Below are 18,557 nucleotides of genomic sequence, written 5' to 3' on the forward strand. Positions count from 1 at the left end.
AAGTTCGAGGCCATGAAATGACAAGGACGTCTAATATGAATACCCCGTTGTTCTCTTCCCACTCCGAAAGACTGATCGCCCTGAAGAACACCCGCGTGGATTTTGCCGTGCAGGTGCTGTTGGGTCATTACCTGGAGCCACTGGGCATCAACCCATTCACTGCCTACGTGAATACATTGAAGAACTTCCCAAGTCCTGAATTGGGAAGCTCCCGAACATTGTTCGACGAAACCCTGGCCTGCGTTGAAAAGCAACACCTGCCCACTTATACGCAAGGCATCAGCAATCTATTCAGCAAACGTTATTCCTTTGCCGCTGAAGACCAGCTCAAGACATTGGACTTGATAGCATTTGAAAAAATCGTCATAGACATTGTTGCAAGTTTGACTCAACAGCCGGCAATCGAGCTGTCCCTGCGTCCCCTCAGGCCCTTGATCGCCGAGGGCGTGCATGGCGCATTGAAAGTCCACGCGCCTAATATCAACCCCGGCGGCGTATATGTGACCAGCTTCATTGAGGATGACACCGGCCAGCGCCTGGTGTCGTCTTCCGAGGGGTTGGTCGAGTACCTGCTGGGCCATTTCCAGAATGATGTGATTCCTTATCACTCGGAGGGCAACCACCAGGGTATCTATACCGTTCGCTTCAGCGGGGAAGACAGCCATGTCCATCCGCAATTGATCACTACGCACCTCAATGATCTAGTGATCAGGATTGTCCCGGATTTCCTCGACTGATCCTGGCGCCGCCTCATACCCCATCCGCCAACTCACGGCCCGAGTCGCCGCCAACAATCGTTGCGCCGCCGGGCCGTTTTCGTCGGCGTGGAACAACGAGGTCGGGCCAACGATGGTCATCACCGCCTTCACCTCGCCGACGGCATTGAAGACCGGGGCGGACAAGGCGTCCACGCCCGGCATCAGCAAGCCATGCACATGGTGCAGGCCGCGGCTGCGGATCTGCTCGCAGAGGGTGGCATAGACGCGGTCGTCGGCCAGGGCGTGGTGCTCGGTGCCTTGCACTTCCTGCTCGCGCAGGCCGATGGTCTCGCGCGCCGGCAAATAAGCACTGAACACCAGCCCGGTGGACGAACTGAGCAACGGCAAGACCGAGCCCAGTTGCGTCACCACGGTCACGGCTCGCACGGCGGGTTCGATGCGCACCACGGTCGCGCCATGGTTGCCCCACACGGCGAGGAAGCAGGTTTCGTTCAAGTCGTCGCGCAACTCGGCCAGGGGCAGGGCGGCCACTTGCAGCACGTCCATGCCATTCAGCGCTGCCAGGCCCACACGCAGGGCTTCACGGCCCAGGCCGTAGTGGTTGGTGGCGGCGTTCTGCTCGGCAAACCCGCTGGCGATTAACGCCTGCAAGTAGCGATGGACCTTGCTCGCCGGCATTTGCACATGTTCGGCCAGGCGCGACAGCGACGTGGAGGGGGAGAGTTCGGCCAGGGCCTTGAGAATGTCGGTGCCGACTTCGGCCGAGCGAACTTTCTGTTTACCGTTGCTGAGCGGGATTTCCATGGAGGCGCAGGGTCCAGAGGCGAATGGGCTAATGCCTGTCAGTTAAGTGGATAGCACGGGCAAACACGTAAACCGTGGCGAGGGAGCTTGCTCCCGCTGGGCCGGTCCGACGCCTCGGGCGTAGCAGCCCCAAAAACAGGGCCGCTTCGCGACCCAGCGGGAGCAAGCTCCCTCGCCACAGGGTTACTGTCGGGTTTTATTTCGCTTAACTGATCGGCATTGGGGCGAATGGGCGTCTTTATAGCTTGACGGTGGTTACTGAGCAAATTACGTTATGCGTAATTGAATTACGATAAAAATAACCCGGTGCGCCTCAACCCCTCCGTTGAGTGACGGGCCGCATCCCCAGGAGGCTCCATGAACCTCGATTCCACCGCGTCGGACCTGGTTTATCAATCAGGCTTGGGCAACGAATTTGCCAGCGAAGCCTTGCCCGGCGCCTTGCCCGTCGGCCAGAACTCCCCGCAGAAAGCCCCGTACGGTCTCTATGCCGAGTTGTTTTCTGGCACGGCGTTCACCATGGCCCGCAGCGAAGCGCGGCGCACCTGGATGTATCGCATCCGACCGTCGGCCAACCACCCGGCCTTCACCAAGCTCGAACGGCAAGTGGCGGGAGGCCCATTGGGCGACGTCACCCCCAATCGCCTGCGCTGGAACCCGCTGGATATTCCCGCCGAGCCCACCGACTTCATCGACGGGCTGGTGCGCATGGCGGCCAATGCCGGCGCGGATAAACCGGCGGGCGTCAGCCTTTATCACTACCGGGCCAACCGCTCCATGGAGCGGGTGTTTTTCAATGCCGACGGTGAGTGGCTGATCGTGCCGCAACTGGGACGGCTGCGGATCGCCACTGAACTGGGCGTGCTGGAACTGGCACCGCTGGAAATCGCCGTGCTGCCCCGGGGCCTGAAGTTTCGCATTGAACTGCTCGACCCCCAGGCCCGTGGCTACCTCGCCGAAAACCATGGTGCGCCGTTGCGTCTGCCGGACCTCGGGCCCATCGGCAGCAATGGCCTGGCGAACCCGCGGGACTTCCTGACGCCGGTCGCCCATTACGAGAACCTCGCGCAACCGACAACCTTGGTGCAGAAATTCCTCGGTGAGTTGTGGGTGTGCGAGCTGGATCACTCGCCCCTCGATGTGGTGGCCTGGCACGGCAACAACGTGCCGTACAAATATGACCTGCGCCGATTCAACACCATTGGCACGGTCAGTTTCGATCACCCTGACCCGTCGATTTTCACCGTGCTGACCTCGCCCACGAGTGTCCACGGCCTGGCCAACCTCGATTTCGTGATCTTCCCGCCACGCTGGATGGTGGCGGAAAACACCTTCCGTCCACCGTGGTTCCACCGCAACCTGATGAACGAATTCATGGGCCTGATCCAGGGCGCCTACGACGCCAAGGCCGAAGGTTTCCTGCCGGGCGGTGCGTCCCTGCACAGTTGCATGAGCGCCCATGGCCCGGACGGCGAAACCTGTACCAAGGCGATCAACGCTGATCTTCGGCCAGCGAAAATCGACAACACCATGGCGTTCATGTTCGAGACCAGCCAAGTGCTGCGCCCAAGTCGTTTCGCCCTGGACTGCCCGCAACTGCAAACCGACTACGATCTTTGTTGGGCCTCGCTGCCTGTCACGTTCGACCCGACCCGGAGATAACCATGACTCAACTTTCCCCTGCCCGTAGCTGGGTCGCCAGCGCCAACGGCCACGCCGATTTCCCGTTGCAGAACCTGCCATTGGGTATTTTCAGCGTCGATGGCGGTGCCTTGCGCAGCGGCGTGGCGATTGGCGAGCGGATTTTCGATCTGCAGGCGGCGCTGCACGCGGGCCTGTTTGACGGCGCGGCGCGGCAAGCCGTCGAAGCCATGGCCGACGGCCAATTGAATGAATTTTTCGACCTGGGCCGCAGCGCCCGGGTGGCCCTGCGTGAACGACTGCTGGAACTGTTGCGCGAAGACAGTCCGTTGCGTGGCAAAGTTGAAACGGCGAAGCTGCTGCTCGTCGCCGCCGACTGCCAGATGCACCTGCCCGCCAGGATCAACGACTACACCGACTTCTACGTCGGTATCGAACACGCCCAGAATGTCGGCAAACTGTTCCGCCCCGATAACCCGCTATTGCCCAACTACAAATACGTGCCTATCGGCTACCACGGTCGTGCCTCGACCATTCGCCCGTCCGGCACCGACGTGCGTCGCCCCAAGGGCCAGACCTTGCCGGCCGGCCAGGCCGAACCGACCTTCGGCCCGTGCGCGCGCTTGGACTATGAGCTGGAGCTGGGCATCTGGATCGGCAAGGGCAATGCCCTGGGCGAACCGATCCCCATTGGCGATGCCGCCGAGCACATTGGCGGGTTCTGCCTGCTCAACGACTGGTCGGCCCGGGACATCCAGGCGTGGGAATACCAGCCCCTGGGGCCGTTCCTGTCGAAGAGTTTCCTGACCAGCATTTCGCCGTGGGTGGTGACGGCTGAAGCCTTGGAGCCGTTCCGCCGCCCACAGCCGGCGCGCCCGGAAGGCGATCCGCAACCGCTGCCTTATCTGCTGGACACCCGTGACCAGGCCGGCGGCGCCCTCGACATCGAATTGGAAGTTCTGTTGCTGACCGAGGCTATGGTCGAGCAGAACCTGCCGGCTCAGCGCCTGACGTTGAGCAACACCCGATACATGTACTGGACCGTGGCGCAGATGATCGCGCATCACAGCGTCAACGGCTGCCAGTTGCAGGCCGGCGACCTGTTTGGCTCGGGCACCTTGTCTGGGCCTGAAAACCATCAATTCGGCAGCCTGCTGGAAATCACCGAAGGCGGGAAAAAACCAATCGAACTGGCGTCTGGCGAAGTGCGCCGATTCCTCGAGGACGGTGACGAAATCATCTTGCGCGCCCGTTGCCGCCGCGAAAATTTCGCCTCCATCGGCTTCGGCGAATGCCGGGGCAAGATCCTGCCGGCGCGTTGAGGGTAGCCATGGAACTCTATACCTACTACCGCTCCACCTCGTCCTACAGGGTGCGCATTGCGTTGGCCCTCAAAGGCCTGGATTACCAGGCCTTGCCCGTCAACCTGATCGCTGCGCCGGGGGGCGAGCATCGCCAGCCGGCTTATCTGGCGATCAACCCCCAGGGGCGGGTGCCGACGCTGCGTACCGATGAGGGCGCGTTGCTGGTGCAATCACCCGCCATCATCGAATACCTGGAGGAGCGTTATCCCCAGGTGCCGCTGCTCAGCGCCGACCTGATTGTGCGTGCCCACGAGCGTGGCGTCGCCGCGCTGATCGGTTGCGACATTCATCCCTTGCACAACGTCAGCGTGCTCAACCAGCTGCGGCAGCGGGGCCACGATGAAACGCAGGTGACGGAGTGGATCGGGCATTGGATCAGCCGGGGATTGGCGGCGGTGGAGCAGTTGATTGGCGACGACGGCTATTGCTTCGGCGCGCTGCCGGGGTTGGCGGATGTGTTCCTGATCCCGCAGCTGTACGCCGCCGAGCGGTTCAATGTTTCCTTGCAAGGGTATCCGCGGATCCGGCGCGTGGCGGCGTTGGCGGCTGGGCATCCGGCGTTCCAGCAGGCGCACCCGGCGAATCAGCCGGATACACCCACTTGATATTGGCTGGTCTGCCGTCTTCGCGAGCAAGCCCGCTCCCACATTGATCCGGGTGTACGCCGATCAAATGTGGGAGCGGGCTTGCTCGCGAAGGCGATTCAACGGTCGACAAAGAGGTGCAGTCTCACGACAACTCAATGCACCACCGAATTCGGCGGCAGATGCCCCAGCCGCTCCGTCAGCCGGATTCGCTGGATCGGATCGTCACTGAGCATCAGCGCATGCTCCAGGTCGAAGCGTTCGGCGTTGGGGCAATCGAGCCGCTGGTACAGGCTGGCGCGGGCCAGGTAGTCGGCGGCGCTGGCGTTGCCCAGTTCCAGCACCCGTTCGGCGTCGATCAGGGCCGCGATGTAGTCGTCGTTCGCCAGATGCAGTTGGCGCAGGTTGCGCGACAGGCGCTGCAGCATCTGCATCGGCTCGGCGTTGACCAAGTGCTCGGCCTTGAGCGACATATTCGCGCCGTATTGGCGTTGCAACAGTTCCCGGCAGTCGTTGGGGTACAACCGGCGGCCACCGCATGGGTCGAGCAGGTGGTCGGCCCCAGGTACCTTCAACAGGAAATGCCCGGGGAAATTGACACCGACCATCGGAATTTCCAGGCCGCGGGCCAACTCCAGGGCAATCAGCCCGAGGGCCAGGGGCTGCCCGCGTTTGCGCGCCAGGACTTTATCCAACAGCGCCGCTCGCGGCCGCAGCGGTGTGAAGTCGTCCTGGGCGAAACCCAGGTCGTTGAGCCGTCGTAGCAGAGGCTGGCCCAGCTCGCTGACAGGCAGCATCGGCAGGTCATGGCTGACCCGCTGTTGCAGTTCCTTGAATTCCTTCAGCAAGACCGGAACGTTGACGTCGCGATCATGTTCGGCAGCGATCCACAACGCTGCTTCGAACAACGCCGGCGGCGAGCGGTGCAGGCAATCAAAAAAGGCTTGGCGCGGTTTCATCGAACTCTCCGGGCTATGCTCCCGTTTTAGCCCTGCCATGGATTTTCGTCCAGTCTCCAAACGATGCTGTGACAGGTTATGCCGAAAAAGACTGACCACCCAGGCGACTTATTCCGGCGTGCTCCAGCAATTTTCGACTGCACGCCTATACTGGCGAAACAAACAAAAGTGATTCGGGAGCCTTACGATGTTTGCTCTCATGCAAAGCTCCCGCCTTGAATCGCTGCACCTAAGCGTAGACCCGACGACCGGGTTGAAGGCGGTGATTGCCATTCATTGCAGCCGCCCCGGGCCCGCCCTGGGAGGCTGTCGTTATCTTGCCTACCCCGACGACGAAAGTGCCGTGGCAGACGCCGTGCGCCTGGCCCAAGGCATGAGCTACAAGGCGGCTCTGGCTGGTTTGCCCGTGGGCGGCGGGGTGGCGGTGATCATGCGTCCGGCCCATGTGGAGAGTCGGGCGGCGCTGTTCGAAGCCTTTGGTCGTTGCATCGAGCAATTGGACGGGCGCTATATCACCGCCATCGACAGCGGCACGTCGGTGGCCGACATGGATTGCATCGCCCAGCAGACCCGCCATGTCACCAGTACCACCGCTGCGGGAGACCCTGCGCCCCACGCGGCGATGGGGGTCTTTGCCGGCATCCGTGCCACCGCCATGGCTCGCCTGGGCAGCGATAACCTCGAAAGCCTGCGGGTGGCGATCCAGGGCCTGGGCAATGTCGGTTATGCCCTGGCCGAACAGCTGCATGCGGCGGGGGCCGAATTGCTGGTCAGCGACATCGACCCTGGCAAGGTGCAACTGGCCATGGAGCAACTGGGCGCCCATCCGATCGCCAACGACGCGCTGCTCAGCACACCCTGCGACATCCTCGCCCCTTGCGGCCTGGGCGGGGTCCTCAACAGCCAAAGCGTGGCGCAACTGCGCTGCTCGGCCGTTGCCGGCTCAGCCCACAATCAGTTGAGCAACCTGCAGGTGGCCGATCAGTTGGAAAGACGCGGGATTCTCTATGCGCCGGACTATGTGATCAACTCCGGCGGGCTGATCTACGTCGCCCTCAAGCATCGTGGTGAAGAGCTGCCGACGATCACCGCGCACCTGTCGAAAATCGGTGCAAGGCTTACGGAAGTCTTTGCGCATGCCCAGGCGGAAAAGCGCTCACCGGCCCGGGTGGCCGATGAACTGGCGGAGCGCCTGTTGTACCGCTGAAAATCAAAAAGGAAATCATTGGTAGCAGTGAAGCAGTGAAGCAGTGAAGCAGTGAAGCAACCTATCTGTGGGAGCAAAGCTTGCTCGCGATGCAGGCGCCGCGACTGTTCAGGCTAACCGAGTCATCTTCATCGCGAGCAAGCTTTGCTCCCACAGATAAATTTCCTTGCCACAGTCTTTCCGCAATTACCTCAGCAGGTAAACCGGAAAGCATTCACACAAATGCATCACTCGGCGCCGGGTGTTATCCAGGCGTGCGGCGTTGTTCGGCTGTTCCAGCAGGTCGGCTATCAGGTTCGCCACTTCGGCACATTCCGCTTCACCAAAACCGCGTGTGGTCAAGGCAGGGGTGCCGATGCGAATGCCACTGGTGATCGCCGGTTTCTGCGGGTCATTGGGGATCGCGTTTTTGTTCAGGGTGATATGGGCGCTTTCCAGCAGCGCCTCGGCGTCTTTGCCGGTGATGTTCATCGAGCGCAGGTCAAGCAGGAACATGTGGCAGTCGGTACCGCCGGACACCACCCGCAAGCCACGCCGGGTCAGGACGTCGGCCATGACCCGGGCGTTGTCGACCACCCGCTGCTGGTAATGCTTGAACCCGTCGCCCAGGGCTTCGTTGAAAGCCACGGCCTTGGCGGCGATGACGTGCATCAGCGGGCCGCCCTGGTACACCGGGAAAATCGTCTTGTCGAGCAGGGCGGCGTATTGCGCCTTGGCCAGGATCAGGCCGCCGCGGGGGCCGCGCAACGTCTTGTGGGTAGTGGAAGTGATGAAGTCGGCGATGCCCACTGGCGAGGGGTACACGCCGGCGGCGATCAACCCGGCGTAGTGCGCCATGTCCACCATCAGGTAGGCGCCGATTTCATCGCAGACCTTGCGAAAGCGCTGGAAATCAATGGTCCGCGAATAGGCCGAGGCTCCGGCAATGATCATCTTCGGCCGGTGCTCCCGGGCCAGGGCTTCCATTTCTTCGTAGTCGAGGGTTTCGGTTTCCGTGTCCAGGCCATAGGAAAAGGCCCGGTAGATTTTGCCGGAAAAATTCACCGAGGCGCCGTGGGTCAGGTGGCCGCCGTGGGCCAGCGACATGCCCAGGATCGTGTCGCCGGGTTCCAGCACCGCCAGGAAAACCGCTTGGTTGGCCTGGGAGCCGGAATGCGGCTGCACGTTGACGTATTCGCAGTTGAACAATTTGCGCGCACGCTCGATGGCCAGGTTCTCGATTTCATCGACGACCTTGCAGCCGCCGTAGTAACGCTTGCCCGGATAGCCTTCGGCGTACTTGTTGGTGAGCACGGAACCCTGGGCCTGGAGCACTTCTTCGCTGACGTAGTTTTCTGAAGCGATCAGTTCCAGGTGGGTTTCCTGGCGGTTGCGCTCGCGGTCGATCAGGCGGGCAACGGCGGGATCGAAATTTTGCAGACTCATGGTGTGATTCCTTAGATAAACGCTTCGGCCAGCGGCGCAGTCATGGGATGCGGCAACACCCGCGGCTGGCTTTTGGACGAGCTGGACAGAAAAATGGAGGTGTCTTTCAAACCGCTGCCGGTGATCAGGATCACGGCGGTTTGCGGGGTGGCGGGGTGTGTTTCTGCGTACTTGAGCAGGCCGGCGAAGGCACTGGCGGCGCCGGCTTCCGGAAACACGCCGGTGCTGGCGGCCAATCGAGAGGCGGCGGCGACAATGCTTGGGTCGCTGACGCAGATGAACTCGCCGTCGCTGGCGGTCACCGCACGCATGGCCTTGAGGCGATCACGTGGCAATGCCACGTTAATGCTGCTGGCCAGGCTGGTGGGCGGCAGGCGTTCGGTTTGTCGCATCGAGCGGTCGTAGCGCCAGGCGCGGTACATGAAGTTGCTGTGCTCGGCCTGAACGCCGATCAGGCGCGGAATGCGTTCGATCCAGCCCAGTTGCAGCAGGTCGAAAAAGCCTTTGTAGACCGAGCCCAGGATGCAGCCGTTGCCGACGGGCACGAACACCAGGTCCGGCACCTGCCAGTTGAGCTGTTCGCACATCTCGAAGGCGACGGTCTTCTTGCCTTCGCTCATGTACGAGTTGATCCCGGTGGTGCGGTTGTACCAGCCGTGTTTTTCGCAGGCGTCGAGGCATTGTTCGAAGGCTTCGTCGTATTGCCCGTCGACCAGCACGATCTCGGCGCCGTAGCCCTGCATCTGCGCGAGTTTTTCCCGGGGCGCGCTCTTGGGCAGGTAAATGACATTGTGCAAGCCCAGGCTGGCACTCATCCCGGCCAATGCCGAAGCCGCATTGCCGGTGCTGGCCACCGCCACGGTGCGCGCACCGGATTGCATGGCGTGGGCCACCGCCAGCGCGCTGGCGCGATCCTTCAATGACCCGGTCGGTTGCCGCGATTCGTCTTTTACGTAGACTTTGATCCGGGCACCCTTGCCGAGCAATTCCGGGCGCGAGTACAGCGGCGTATTGCCCACCAGTAACGGTGGAATGAACTGCGTCGAGCTCAACGGCATCAAGCGGTCATAGCGCCACATGCCACGGGCGTGGTCATGGGCCAGGCTGTCCCGGGACCATTCGCGCTTGAGTGTGGGGTAGTCGTAAAGCGCATCCAGGGCACCATCGATTTGGCAATGAGGACAGTAGTAGCTGACCTCATGGGGCTGGTAGCTTCGATCGCAAGCCAGGCACTGCAATACATACGCTCTGTACGAATTTTTCATGGTCACCCTCTGAAAGTACGCTGTGCTGGTGCTTTCCTTGCCAACGTCGGTCCGGCGCACCGGACCGACGGGCACTTCGCTGGCAGAAGGTGTTTCAGATCACCATGATGGCGTCGATGGCGACCAGGGTATTGCGGGCCAGCGCACTGGCGCCGGCGGCGTTGACCACGATGGCGCTTTGCAGCTGCTGGCCGTCCCGGATGTGCAAGCGCCAATGCCCGTCGCGATATTCGCCACGCAGCACTTCGGTCTCGCGCTTGACCACGCCACCGCGGGCACGCAATCCACTGAGGTAGGCACCGTGAATGCCGTGCACATCCAGGTCGAAGGCGCTGGGCTCGTAGATCCCGGCACTCCAGGTGCCTTCGGCGAGGTAGGGGACCAGTTCCTGTACTTGCTTGTCGTCGAGCAACTCGGCCGTAGGCACTTGGCCCGATACGGCGCTGAAACGCGCTTTGAGTTTTTCCACCCGCGCCGCCTGGGCCACGATCAACGCGCCCCGTGGCGCCCAGAGTGGATGCTCGGCCAGACCTTCGGGCGGATTCTCGAAAAAGCGCCGGGACGCGCAGGTCAGCGAACGGATCTGCTGGTTGCCGTAGCTTTCCATCGAGATCGCGGCCGAACGCCCCGTGGTGTGGTAGGCCAGTTGTTGTTCCTGTTCGAGCAGGCAGACGCTGCCATGGGCCGCCAGTTCATAAGCGACTGAGACGCCGGCGATGCCGCCACCGACCACGATGAAGTCGTAACGAGCAGTCATGGTCGGCTGCCCTCGGCGATAACGGCGGCTTTGCTTTCCCGGGTGTAGGTCAGCACGAAATGCGCCACGAGACCAAAGATCAGCCCCCAGAACGCGGCGGCCAAGCCGAGGAAACTCATGCCCGAAGCGGTGACCAGAAAGGTGATCAGCGCGGCTTCCCGTTGCTTCTCATCCGCCATGGCGCCGGTCAGCCCGGCACTGATCGCGCCAAACAGGGCGAGGCCGGCGAGGGAGGCGATCAATTCTTTCGGCAGGGCGGAAAACACCGAGGCCAGGGTCGCGCCGAAAGTGCCCATCAGGATGTAGAACACCCCGCAGGCAATCCCGGCGATGTAGCGTTTGTCGCGGTCCTCGTGGGCTTCGCGGCCGGTGCAGATCGCGGCGGTAATGGCCGCCAGGTTAAGACCGTGGGACCCGAACGGGGCCATCAGGGCCGAGCCAATCGCGGTGACCGAAATGATCGAGCGCGCCGGCGTGTTGTAGCCCGAGGTGCGCAATACGGCCATGCCGGGTACGTACTGGCCGGTCAAGGTCACCAGCGCCAATGGCAGGCCGATGTTGATGATTGCGTGCCAGCTCCATTCCGGTGCGATGAAGACCGGATGAGCCACGGCGATGGTGATCGAGGTGCTGTTGAGTTCACCGAACGAGGCGGCCACCGCGCAGCCGATGATCAGCACCGACAGGATGGCGTAGCGTGGCGAGAATCGCTTGAAGACCAGGTACGCCGCGATCATTGCCAGCACCATCGCCGGCTGCAGCTTGATCGACGTGAACAACTCGGCGCCGAAGCGGAACAGAATGCCGGCGAGCATGGCGGCGGCAATGGCCTTGGGCAGGCGACTCATCAACTTGTCGAACGCCCCGGACAAACCGACCACGGCGATGATCACCGACGCCACCACATAGGCACCGATGGCCTGGGGCAGGGTCACGGTGGGCAGCATTGACACCAGCAGCGCCGCCCCCGGTGTGGACCATGCGGTGATGACCGGGACACGCAGGCGCCAGCTTAAGAGGAGGCCGGTAATCCCGCTGCCGATGGAAATGGCCCAGATCCACGAAGACACCACGTCGTTGGGCAGGTGCGCTTCCTTGGCTGCCTGGAACACGATGATGAGCGGGCCGGCGTAGGAAATGATCACGGCGATGAAGCCCGCGATGACCGCTGACAGGGATAGATCCTTTCTGAATGTGTCCATGATGTCTCGACTTGGCGCGGCAGGAGCGCGCAGTGGGGGATTGAGTCGATTGCTTCGATTCGCAATCAGTGTATTTGAACGGATTGAGTTGATTCAATAGGGGGCGTGATTGTTACGAGATATTTTTCTGATATCACGGCGCTATTTTGCAATTTATTGCAGATAATCTATTGATTCATATGGATATTATTTGTTGTAAAATTTCTTTAATCCACGCTGATAAACAATTCAATAATCGCATCAATCGACTCAATGGATCGAATGCGTCGAATTATTAGTTGCCTAACCTCCATGTGATATGCTCGGATATTCATCATTTCTACGATGGGCAGTGAGCATTCATGTGGGTTCCCCAGCTAAGCGAGTTCAGCCAGCCGATGTATCTGTCGATTGCCGATGCGTTGGCGCGCGATATCAACAACGGCGTACTGAACGAGGGTGATCGCCTGCCGACGTTGCGGGAGCTGGCCACCACCTTGAATGTCACGCCAGGTACCATCAGCCGGGCGTACAGCGAAGCCCATCGGCGTCGGCTGGTGCAAGGGGAAGTGGGACGTGGCACTTATGTGCTGAATCAGAAGCAGCTGGAGCTGCCGGCCAGTAACAGCGCGTCCGCGCCGCTGAACCTGGGGCAGTCCGAACTGCTCGACCTTTCGATCATCAAGCCCTATAGCGAGACGCTGGAGTACTGGTTGCGCGGCGCGCTGGTGGGCATGGCCAAAAGCACCGATTTCGCCCGCGCGCTCGATTACGCGCCGGACGGCGGCCACCCGGCCCATCGCGAGGCGGGGGCGCAATGGTTGCGTCATTCATTGCCCGACGCGCAATGGCAGCAAGTGGTGATTACCGCCGGGGCCCAGCATGGCTTGATGGTCGCGATGAGCGCCCTGACCAACGCTGGCGACCTGGTGCTCTGCGAGACGCTGTGCTACCCGGGCATCATTTCCCTGGCCCACGGTCTTGAGCGTCGCCTGCGTGGCGTGCCGATGGATGACGAAGGCATCATTCCCGAAGCCTTGCGCGAGCTGTGCCTGCGGGAGAAGCCGGCGATGCTGGTCTGCGTGGCGACCTGCCAGAACCCGACGGCGGCGATCATGTCGCAGAAACGTCGGGCCCAGATTGCCGCGCTGGCCGAGGAATTCGACTTCATCATCCTGGACGATGACATCTACGGCTTCCTGGCCACCGATCCGTCGATCAAACCCTTGTCGGCCTTTGCGCCGGATCGCTCGGTTTACCTGACCAGCCTGTCGAAATCGGTCATGCCGGCGCTGCGCATTGGTTACATCTACAGCCCGCCGAAATTGCTCTCGCGCCTGACGTCGATGGTGCGCAGCAGTGTGTGGATGCCATCGCCGTTGACTGCGCAACTGGCCAGCAATGTGATTACCGAAGGCCTGGACAAGAAATTGATCCGCATCCAGCGCAACGAGGCGGCGGGGCGACAAGCGATCGCTCGGGAAATCTTCGCCAATTTCGAGCTCAAGACCCAGCCGTATTCCTATCACGTCTGGTTGACGCTGCCCGAGCCGTGGATGAGCGACGAGTTCACCATGCTCGCCCGGGCCAACGGCGTATTGGTGCTCAGTGGCACCCAGTTCCAGGCTGAGCGTTCAGGCACCACCCGGTGCGTGCGGCTGGTGCTGATGTCGCCCACCAGCCAGGACGAACTGCGCTTCGCCCTGACCAAGTTGGCCAGCCTGATCGATTCGGATCCGCGTCGTTATTATTAAAAAAGATCGCAGCCTTCGGCAGCGCCTACGCGGTATAGGCGCAGCCGAGGGCTGCGATCTTTTGGTTATTCTTCCGACGGGTTGAGCAGTTCGGATAAGGCGTCCGGCTGGCTCTTGAATGCCTTGGCGAACACATCGCGATTTTTCGCCATGTAGATCCCGGCTTCCTCGACCTGCTGCTCGCTTAGCGATGGAACGGCTTTTTGCAACACTTCGGCCAGCAATTCGGCGAGTTCCAGCATTTTGTCATGACGGTCAGCTTCGGCTTTATCCATGAACAAGCGCTCCAGATCTCGGCTGCTGCGGTATACCACTTCGACGGCCATTCACCACCTCACATGCCTTCACATTGGTTTGTCTTTGCGACTACTGTATTTATATACAGGCAAAAGAATAAGCGAATCCTCTTGCTTTGGATAGTGGCTTTTTAATGTAGACCGATTTCAGCATGTGAGCGCCAAGATGATGTGGACAAAGCTTGGGTAGGAGCAAGCCTTGTGGGAGCAAAGCTTGCTCGCGATCAGGCCGCATGAAGCTTGCAAAGTGCCGCATACCAGCCTGTCGCCATCTCACCCTCACTCGCTGGCCTTTTTTCTGCATGCAGAACAACCGTCACGTCCAACCCGCATCATCCGGTCGAACCGACCTAAGGAAACTACATCGTGAAAATCAACTGGGCCGAGAACCTGCGCCAGAACGTCCATCAGCTGGCCGAGTCCCTGGGAAACCTCTTCGTCGAGACCTTCCACTACCTGGCGCTGTTCGCCATCGGTGCGGTGACCGCGTGGGCGGCGGTGATGGAGTTCTTGCAGATGCTCGAGGCGGGGCACATCAAGATCGATGACATCCTGCTGCTGTTCATCTACCTGGAATTGGGGGCGATGGTCGGGATCTACTTCAAGACCAACCACATGCCGGTGCGATTCCTGATCTACGTGGCGATTACCGCGCTGACGCGGCTGCTGATTTCCAACGTTTCCCACCACAGCCCGCCCGACCTGGGGATCATCTACTTGTGCGGTGGTATCTTGCTGCTGGCGTTTTCGATCCTGGTGGTGCGCTACGCTTCGTCGCAGTTCCCCTCGGTGAAGATCGAGCACCCGCACCGCAAGGTTGGCGCGGGTTCCAGCGAGCATGCCGAAGTGGAGAAAGGCGAAATCTAGATCCCGGCGGCCGAGGGCGCCGGCCCCTGTGCATGCGGCGGTGGCAGCTTGATGTTGTCACCGCCGGTCATGGCTTCGAGGATGGCCACGGCGCTGTGGCCCTGCTCGATGGCGATGCCGAACTGAATGCTTTGCACCAGGCGTTTGAGCCGCTCCGGGTCGTTGCGCTGCTGGGCGCTGATCATGCGTTTGGCGACGATGCGCCCGCTCTTGGACAGGGTCAGCATGATGCTGCCATCCAGTCCCTGGATACTCAGGTTGATTTGATAATGCGGCGCAAAAGCGTCGGTAATGAGCTGAAAAGGGTTGTCCATGATGCGTCACCGCCTGATTGAACGTGCAGTTGTTGACCGGCCGTGATCGGGATTAGTTCGCAATACCGGACCATCGGCCATTCCATGATCGTGTTCATCTGAAGGTTCCTGGGCCAGGCAGGCTTCAAAATCAAAGATCGCAGCCTGCGGCAGCTCCTACGGGGAGTTAGCAAGGGGCATGCCGGAAAAAACGTCGGACAATGATCCCGGTGCCCAAGCGCCAAACGCTCTGGAATGCGGCTGCCCGTTTCGGGGCAATAACGTGCGGATGTTCGTTGACGGTGCAGGCGCGGAGGTGATTTGCAGCGGGTAGGCAGGGCGGGGCAACTCCCGACATTAACAGCGCTTTTGCCCGTTGTCCGGCTTTATTTGCATATGAATATTTATCTTTTTTTAGGGCTTGAATTGTTCTTCCGCCAGCCCGACTCTGTATTCAAGGGGCCGCTGCGCTAACGTCGACGGCCCCCGGCGAGCTAGCTGAAATAAGGGATGAACTATGCAAATCCAAGTCAACAGCGATAACCATATTCAAAGCAGCATCCGACTGGAGGAGTGGGTACGTACTACCATCGAAAGCACGCTCGAACGTTACGAAGAAGATCTGACACGGGTCGAGGTTCATTTGCGCGATGAGAACGGCGACAAGCCCGGCCCTCATGACCTGCGTTGCCAGCTTGAAGCACGGCCAAAGGGCCATCAGCCGATTTCCGTGACCCACAAGGCCGATTCGCTGGAACTGGCGATCGAAGGTGCAGCCACCAAACTTGAAAGTGCACTGGAGCATTTGTTCGGCAAACTGCGCGGCAAGCGCGCCGCCACCAAAGGCCCGACCGACTCGATTGCCCTGGCTGATGCCATGCTGGAAGAAGAATTCCTGGAGAACGAGCGGGCCGCACTCAACGGCTAAGCACGATCACTTAAAAATACTCACCGAACAAAAGGGCCTGCAATCGCAGGCCCGTTTCGCTTCAGCTATCCACCGCGACCCCGAGTCAGAACGCCACGGACGTCTGCACATACAGCGTGCGCGGCTCTCCCACGTACTTGCCCCGGTTGTTGTCATCGAACGAACGGGTGAAGTACTGGGTATTGAAGATGTTCTTCACGCCTACCGCCACGTTCAGGTCCGACAGTTGCGGGCCGAAATCATAGGCGGCGCGGCTGCTGAACAGCATGTAGCCGGGGATATTGCCGGTACTGCCGTCGGCGCTTTCATTACGGGTATTGGCGTTATCGGCAAACTGCGCGCTCTGGTAGGTGCTGTCCAGGTTCAACTTCCAAGGCCCGTCCGTATAACCCACGCCTAGCGTACCTTTGTGCTTCGAAGAGAAGGGCACGCGGTTGCCTTTGTTTGGTCCGTCCTCACGAATGGTGGCATCGACAAAGGCATACGTGGCATATACATCAAAACCGGCCAGCGCCGGGCTCAGGTCGTCGAGGGCGTAGTTGATGCTGGTTTCGATGCCCTGGTGGCGGGTCTCGCCTCGGGCGATCACCGAGTCGTTGGTCTGGTTGCTTTCATACTGGTTGTCGAAGTTGATCAGGAACGCGCCGATCTCTGCCCGCAGGTTGCCATTGTCATAGCGGGTGCCCAGTTCCCAGGTGCGGGCTTTTTCCGGTTTTACTTCGCCGCTGCTGACACGGTTGGGCATCTGGCTGTACTGCACGCTGCCGAACGAACCTTCGGTATTGGCATACAGATTCCACTCATCGGTCAGATGATAGAGCACGTTCAGTGCCGGCAAGGCCGTGTTGTAGTCACCCTTGTATTTCACATTCGTCAGGTTGTTGGTCTGCTGAGATTCGATCATTTCGTAGCGAACGCCAGGCGTGATGGTCCATTTGCCGATGTCGATCCGGTCATCGATGAAAAACGCGTTGGCCTCGGTGCCGCCACGCGTATCCCGGTCGTTGCGGCTGGCGGTGGTTGGCAATTCGTTGCTGGCGATGGGCGTGCGATAACGCAGTTCATGGCCGGCCTCGTTGATGTAGCGGTAGCCGACGCCGACCTCATGGCTGGTCGGGCCGAGGTCGAAACCTTGGGCGAAACGGGTTTCCAGGCCGCGCACCCAATATTCGCGAGGCGACAGGGACAGGAAGCTGCCCTGGTCCAGGTAGCCGCTGCGCAAGGTCTTGGTGAAGAACGTGCTGGCGGTGAATTCCCGGCGGTCCTGTTGGTAGCGGTAGCCGACGTTGACCAGGGTGCGACGACCCCAGAAACGGTCGTTCGGCCGGGTGGACTGGTACGGGTCGGCGTCGTAGTCGGCCACATTCAGGCCGCCGGGCATGTCGGCTTCGCCTTCGTAATACTGGGCCATGGCATTGAAGCTGTTGGCATCGTCCAGTTGGTAGTTGCCCTTGAGGATCAGATCGTCGATTTGTGTGTCGCTGTGCTCGCGCCAGTCGCCGCCACGGGTGCCGGAATACAGCAGGGCGCCGCCCAGGCCGTTGTCGGCGGTGCCGCCAGCCAGCAGATTGGAGGAGGTCTTGAAGCCGTCGTGACTGGAGGACGGGCTCGTCTCGGTCTGGAAGCCGCCCTTCACCGTGGGGGCATCGGGAATCGCTCGCGTCACGAAGTTGACCACGCCGCCGACGTTCTGCGGGCCGTAGCGCACTGCGCCGCCGCCACGCACGACGTCCACCGCGTCCATGTTGCCCATGCTGACCGGCGCGAACGAGAGCTGCGGTTGGCCGTAAGGTGCGAACGGCACCGGGATGCCGTCCATCAACACCGTAGAACGTGAGGCCAGGCGCGGATTGAGCCCGCGAATACCAAAGTTCAGCGCCATGTCATGGCTGCCGGTGCCGTTGTTTTCCGGTGCGTTGACGCCGGGGATGCGATTGAGCACGTCCCTGGCCTGGGTCGCGCCCTGGCGTTCGAATTCCTCACGACGGATGACATCCCTGGCACCAGGGTGTTCGAAAACGTTGGCTTGCGCGGCATCGCCGAGCCAGTCACCGACCACGGTGGTGGTGCCGATGTCCAGCGCAGTGCTGGTGGCCGGTTGCAGGCTGAAGGCGTTGTTTCCCTCCGGCCGGGCTTGCAGGCCGGTGCCTTCGAGCAGCGCGTTCAGCCCTTGTTCCGGGCTGTAGCTGCCTTCCAGGCCACGACTCTGCAGGCCTGCGGTTGTCTGCGAGCCAAAGGAAATCAACACCCCGGCCTCGCGCCCGAACTGATTGAGGGCATTTTCCAATGATGACGGCGCGATGTGATAGGCCTTGGCCTCGGCAGCCTGCACGCAAGGCAGAGTAACGAAACTCAAGCTGGCCCCCAGGAGCAGGTGGCGCAGGGTGCGGGCGAGCGGGGTGAGGCGGGTGGGTTGCTGCGGCATGGATGAGGATCCCGAGAAGGTTGTATCGAAGTGCTTTCCTTCTCTGTCACCCGAGACGGGAAAAACGGCTCACTGGCGCACCACTTTT

The 18,557-nt window shown here is 61.0% G+C and carries 16 protein-coding genes and 1 pseudogene; 8 read left to right on the plus strand and 9 right to left on the minus strand.

All coding sequences use genetic code 11. From position 1 onward, the window contains the following. Positions 1-35 precede the first annotated feature (35 nt). Positions 36-737 carry a hypothetical protein gene (locus tag J3P88_RS05600; protein ID WP_434574386.1) on the plus strand — a complete coding sequence of 234 codons (702 nt, stop codon included), beginning with the start codon at positions 36-38 and terminating at the stop codon, positions 735-737. Here the strand turns inward: J3P88_RS05600 and J3P88_RS05605 are convergent. Further along, complete coding sequence (locus J3P88_RS05605; RefSeq protein ID WP_434574387.1) at positions 702-1,523, minus strand: IclR family transcriptional regulator; 822 nt, start codon at positions 1,521-1,523, stop codon at positions 702-704. The genes J3P88_RS05600 and J3P88_RS05605 overlap by 36 nt on opposite strands. A gap of 357 nt (positions 1,524-1,880) precedes the next feature. On the opposite strand from J3P88_RS05605, the gene hmgA reads away from it, so the two are divergent. The 3 genes from hmgA to maiA are packed head-to-tail and all read left to right on the plus strand — an operon-like array spanning position 1,881 to position 5,133. Continuing rightward, entirely contained in the window at positions 1,881-3,185 is a 1,305-nt protein-coding gene (gene hmgA / locus J3P88_RS05610) for a homogentisate 1,2-dioxygenase (RefSeq protein WP_434574388.1), read from the plus strand. Between the two features lie 2 nt (positions 3,186-3,187). Then, positions 3,188-4,486 (plus strand): fumarylacetoacetase, encoded by a 1,299-nt coding sequence (gene fahA / locus J3P88_RS05615; protein WP_434574389.1) that lies wholly within the window; start codon positions 3,188-3,190, stop codon positions 4,484-4,486. Positions 4,487-4,494: 8 nt separating this feature from the next. After that, entirely contained in the window at positions 4,495-5,133 is a 639-nt protein-coding gene (gene maiA, locus J3P88_RS05620) for a maleylacetoacetate isomerase (protein ID WP_186705068.1), read from the plus strand. Between the two features lie 134 nt (positions 5,134-5,267). On the opposite strand, the gene J3P88_RS05625 is transcribed toward maiA, so the two are convergent. Continuing rightward, positions 5,268-6,071, minus strand: coding sequence for a SirB1 family protein (locus J3P88_RS05625; RefSeq protein WP_186705069.1), 804 nt, complete (start codon positions 6,069-6,071; stop codon positions 5,268-5,270). A gap of 187 nt (positions 6,072-6,258) precedes the next feature. Between J3P88_RS05625 and J3P88_RS05630 the strand changes: the two genes are divergently transcribed. After that, a complete protein-coding gene (locus J3P88_RS05630; RefSeq protein ID WP_186705070.1) occupies positions 6,259-7,278 on the plus strand; it encodes a Glu/Leu/Phe/Val dehydrogenase family protein in 1,020 nt (339 codons plus the stop codon). A 186-nt stretch (positions 7,279-7,464) separates the two neighbouring features. On the opposite strand, the gene glyA is transcribed toward J3P88_RS05630, so the two are convergent. From glyA to J3P88_RS05650, 4 genes and pseudogenes are all read right to left on the minus strand, one after another. After that, positions 7,465-8,703, minus strand: a complete 1,239-nt coding sequence (gene glyA, locus J3P88_RS05635) for a serine hydroxymethyltransferase (RefSeq protein WP_186729550.1) — start codon at positions 8,701-8,703, stop codon at positions 7,465-7,467. 11 nt (positions 8,704-8,714) lie between these two features. Beyond that, a complete protein-coding gene (gene thrC / locus J3P88_RS05640; protein ID WP_434574390.1) occupies positions 8,715-9,968 on the minus strand; it encodes a threonine synthase in 1,254 nt (417 codons plus the stop codon). A 142-nt stretch (positions 9,969-10,110) separates the two neighbouring features. Beyond that, positions 10,111-10,725, minus strand: a pseudogene (locus tag J3P88_RS05645) (NAD(P)/FAD-dependent oxidoreductase); the annotation flags it as partial. Then, the gene (locus J3P88_RS05650) at positions 10,722-11,927 is read right to left on the minus strand and encodes a benzoate/H(+) symporter BenE family transporter (protein ID WP_186729553.1); all 1,206 of its coding nucleotides are present in this window, start codon (positions 11,925-11,927) and stop codon (positions 10,722-10,724) included. The pseudogene J3P88_RS05645 and the gene J3P88_RS05650, both read right to left, overlap by 4 nt. 341 nt (positions 11,928-12,268) lie before the next feature. On the opposite strand from J3P88_RS05650, the gene J3P88_RS05655 reads away from it, so the two are divergent. After that, complete coding sequence (locus tag J3P88_RS05655) at positions 12,269-13,660, plus strand: PLP-dependent aminotransferase family protein (protein WP_434574391.1); 1,392 nt, start codon at positions 12,269-12,271, stop codon at positions 13,658-13,660. A 65-nt stretch (positions 13,661-13,725) separates the two neighbouring features. On the opposite strand, the gene J3P88_RS05660 is transcribed toward J3P88_RS05655, so the two are convergent. After that, positions 13,726-13,986 (minus strand): YebG family protein, encoded by a 261-nt coding sequence (locus J3P88_RS05660; RefSeq protein WP_186729555.1) that lies wholly within the window; start codon positions 13,984-13,986, stop codon positions 13,726-13,728. Positions 13,987-14,322: 336 nt separating this feature from the next. Here J3P88_RS05660 and J3P88_RS05665 point away from each other — a divergent pair, with 336 nt between their 5' ends. Further along, positions 14,323-14,823: a phosphate-starvation-inducible protein PsiE gene (locus tag J3P88_RS05665; RefSeq protein ID WP_053125067.1), complete on the plus strand. Its 501-nt coding sequence runs from the start codon at positions 14,323-14,325 to the stop codon at positions 14,821-14,823. On the opposite strand, the gene J3P88_RS05670 is transcribed toward J3P88_RS05665, so the two are convergent. Then, positions 14,820-15,137, minus strand: a complete 318-nt coding sequence (locus J3P88_RS05670; protein ID WP_186705076.1) for a DUF3509 domain-containing protein — start codon at positions 15,135-15,137, stop codon at positions 14,820-14,822. The genes J3P88_RS05665 and J3P88_RS05670 overlap by 4 nt on opposite strands. Positions 15,138-15,633: 496 nt before the next feature. Here J3P88_RS05670 and J3P88_RS05675 point away from each other — a divergent pair, with 496 nt between their 5' ends. Beyond that, positions 15,634-16,044, plus strand: a complete 411-nt coding sequence (locus tag J3P88_RS05675; RefSeq protein WP_053125063.1) for an HPF/RaiA family ribosome-associated protein — start codon at positions 15,634-15,636, stop codon at positions 16,042-16,044. A gap of 85 nt (positions 16,045-16,129) precedes the next feature. Here the strand turns inward: J3P88_RS05675 and fecA are convergent, their stop codons facing one another. After that, positions 16,130-18,469 carry a TonB-dependent Fe(3+) dicitrate receptor FecA gene (fecA, locus tag J3P88_RS05680; RefSeq protein ID WP_434574392.1) on the minus strand — a complete coding sequence of 780 codons (2,340 nt, stop codon included), beginning with the start codon at positions 18,467-18,469 and terminating at the stop codon, positions 16,130-16,132. Positions 18,470-18,557: the final 88 nt, after the last annotated feature.

It is taken from the genome of Pseudomonas sp. Z3-6 (assembly GCF_051131985.1).
GTDB classification, from domain to species: domain Bacteria; phylum Pseudomonadota; class Gammaproteobacteria; order Pseudomonadales; family Pseudomonadaceae; genus Aquipseudomonas; species Aquipseudomonas zanjanensis.

What these genes read in the sequence shown, in the direction of transcription:
- J3P88_RS05600 (WP_434574386.1), top strand. Translation starts at nt 36, where the DNA reads ATGAATACCCCGTTGTTCTCTTCCCACTCCGAAAGACTGATCGCCCTG.
- J3P88_RS05605 (WP_434574387.1), bottom strand. Translation starts at nt 1,523, where the DNA reads ATGGAAATCCCGCTCAGCAACGGTAAACAGAAAGTTCGCTCGGCCGAA.
- hmgA (WP_434574388.1), top strand. Translation starts at nt 1,881, where the DNA reads ATGAACCTCGATTCCACCGCGTCGGACCTGGTTTATCAATCAGGCTTG.
- fahA (WP_434574389.1), top strand. Translation starts at nt 3,188, where the DNA reads ATGACTCAACTTTCCCCTGCCCGTAGCTGGGTCGCCAGCGCCAACGGC.
- maiA (WP_186705068.1), top strand. Translation starts at nt 4,495, where the DNA reads ATGGAACTCTATACCTACTACCGCTCCACCTCGTCCTACAGGGTGCGC.
- J3P88_RS05625 (WP_186705069.1), bottom strand. Translation starts at nt 6,071, where the DNA reads ATGAAACCGCGCCAAGCCTTTTTTGATTGCCTGCACCGCTCGCCGCCG.
- J3P88_RS05630 (WP_186705070.1), top strand. Translation starts at nt 6,259, where the DNA reads ATGTTTGCTCTCATGCAAAGCTCCCGCCTTGAATCGCTGCACCTAAGC.
- glyA (WP_186729550.1), bottom strand. Translation starts at nt 8,703, where the DNA reads ATGAGTCTGCAAAATTTCGATCCCGCCGTTGCCCGCCTGATCGACCGC.
- thrC (WP_434574390.1), bottom strand. Translation starts at nt 9,968, where the DNA reads ATGAAAAATTCGTACAGAGCGTATGTATTGCAGTGCCTGGCTTGCGAT.
- J3P88_RS05650 (WP_186729553.1), bottom strand. Translation starts at nt 11,927, where the DNA reads ATGGACACATTCAGAAAGGATCTATCCCTGTCAGCGGTCATCGCGGGC.
- J3P88_RS05655 (WP_434574391.1), top strand. Translation starts at nt 12,269, where the DNA reads ATGTGGGTTCCCCAGCTAAGCGAGTTCAGCCAGCCGATGTATCTGTCG.
- J3P88_RS05660 (WP_186729555.1), bottom strand. Translation starts at nt 13,986, where the DNA reads ATGGCCGTCGAAGTGGTATACCGCAGCAGCCGAGATCTGGAGCGCTTG.
- J3P88_RS05670 (WP_186705076.1), bottom strand. Translation starts at nt 15,137, where the DNA reads ATGGACAACCCTTTTCAGCTCATTACCGACGCTTTTGCGCCGCATTAT.
- J3P88_RS05675 (WP_053125063.1), top strand. Translation starts at nt 15,634, where the DNA reads ATGCAAATCCAAGTCAACAGCGATAACCATATTCAAAGCAGCATCCGA.
- fecA (WP_434574392.1), bottom strand. Translation starts at nt 18,469, where the DNA reads ATGCCGCAGCAACCCACCCGCCTCACCCCGCTCGCCCGCACCCTGCGC.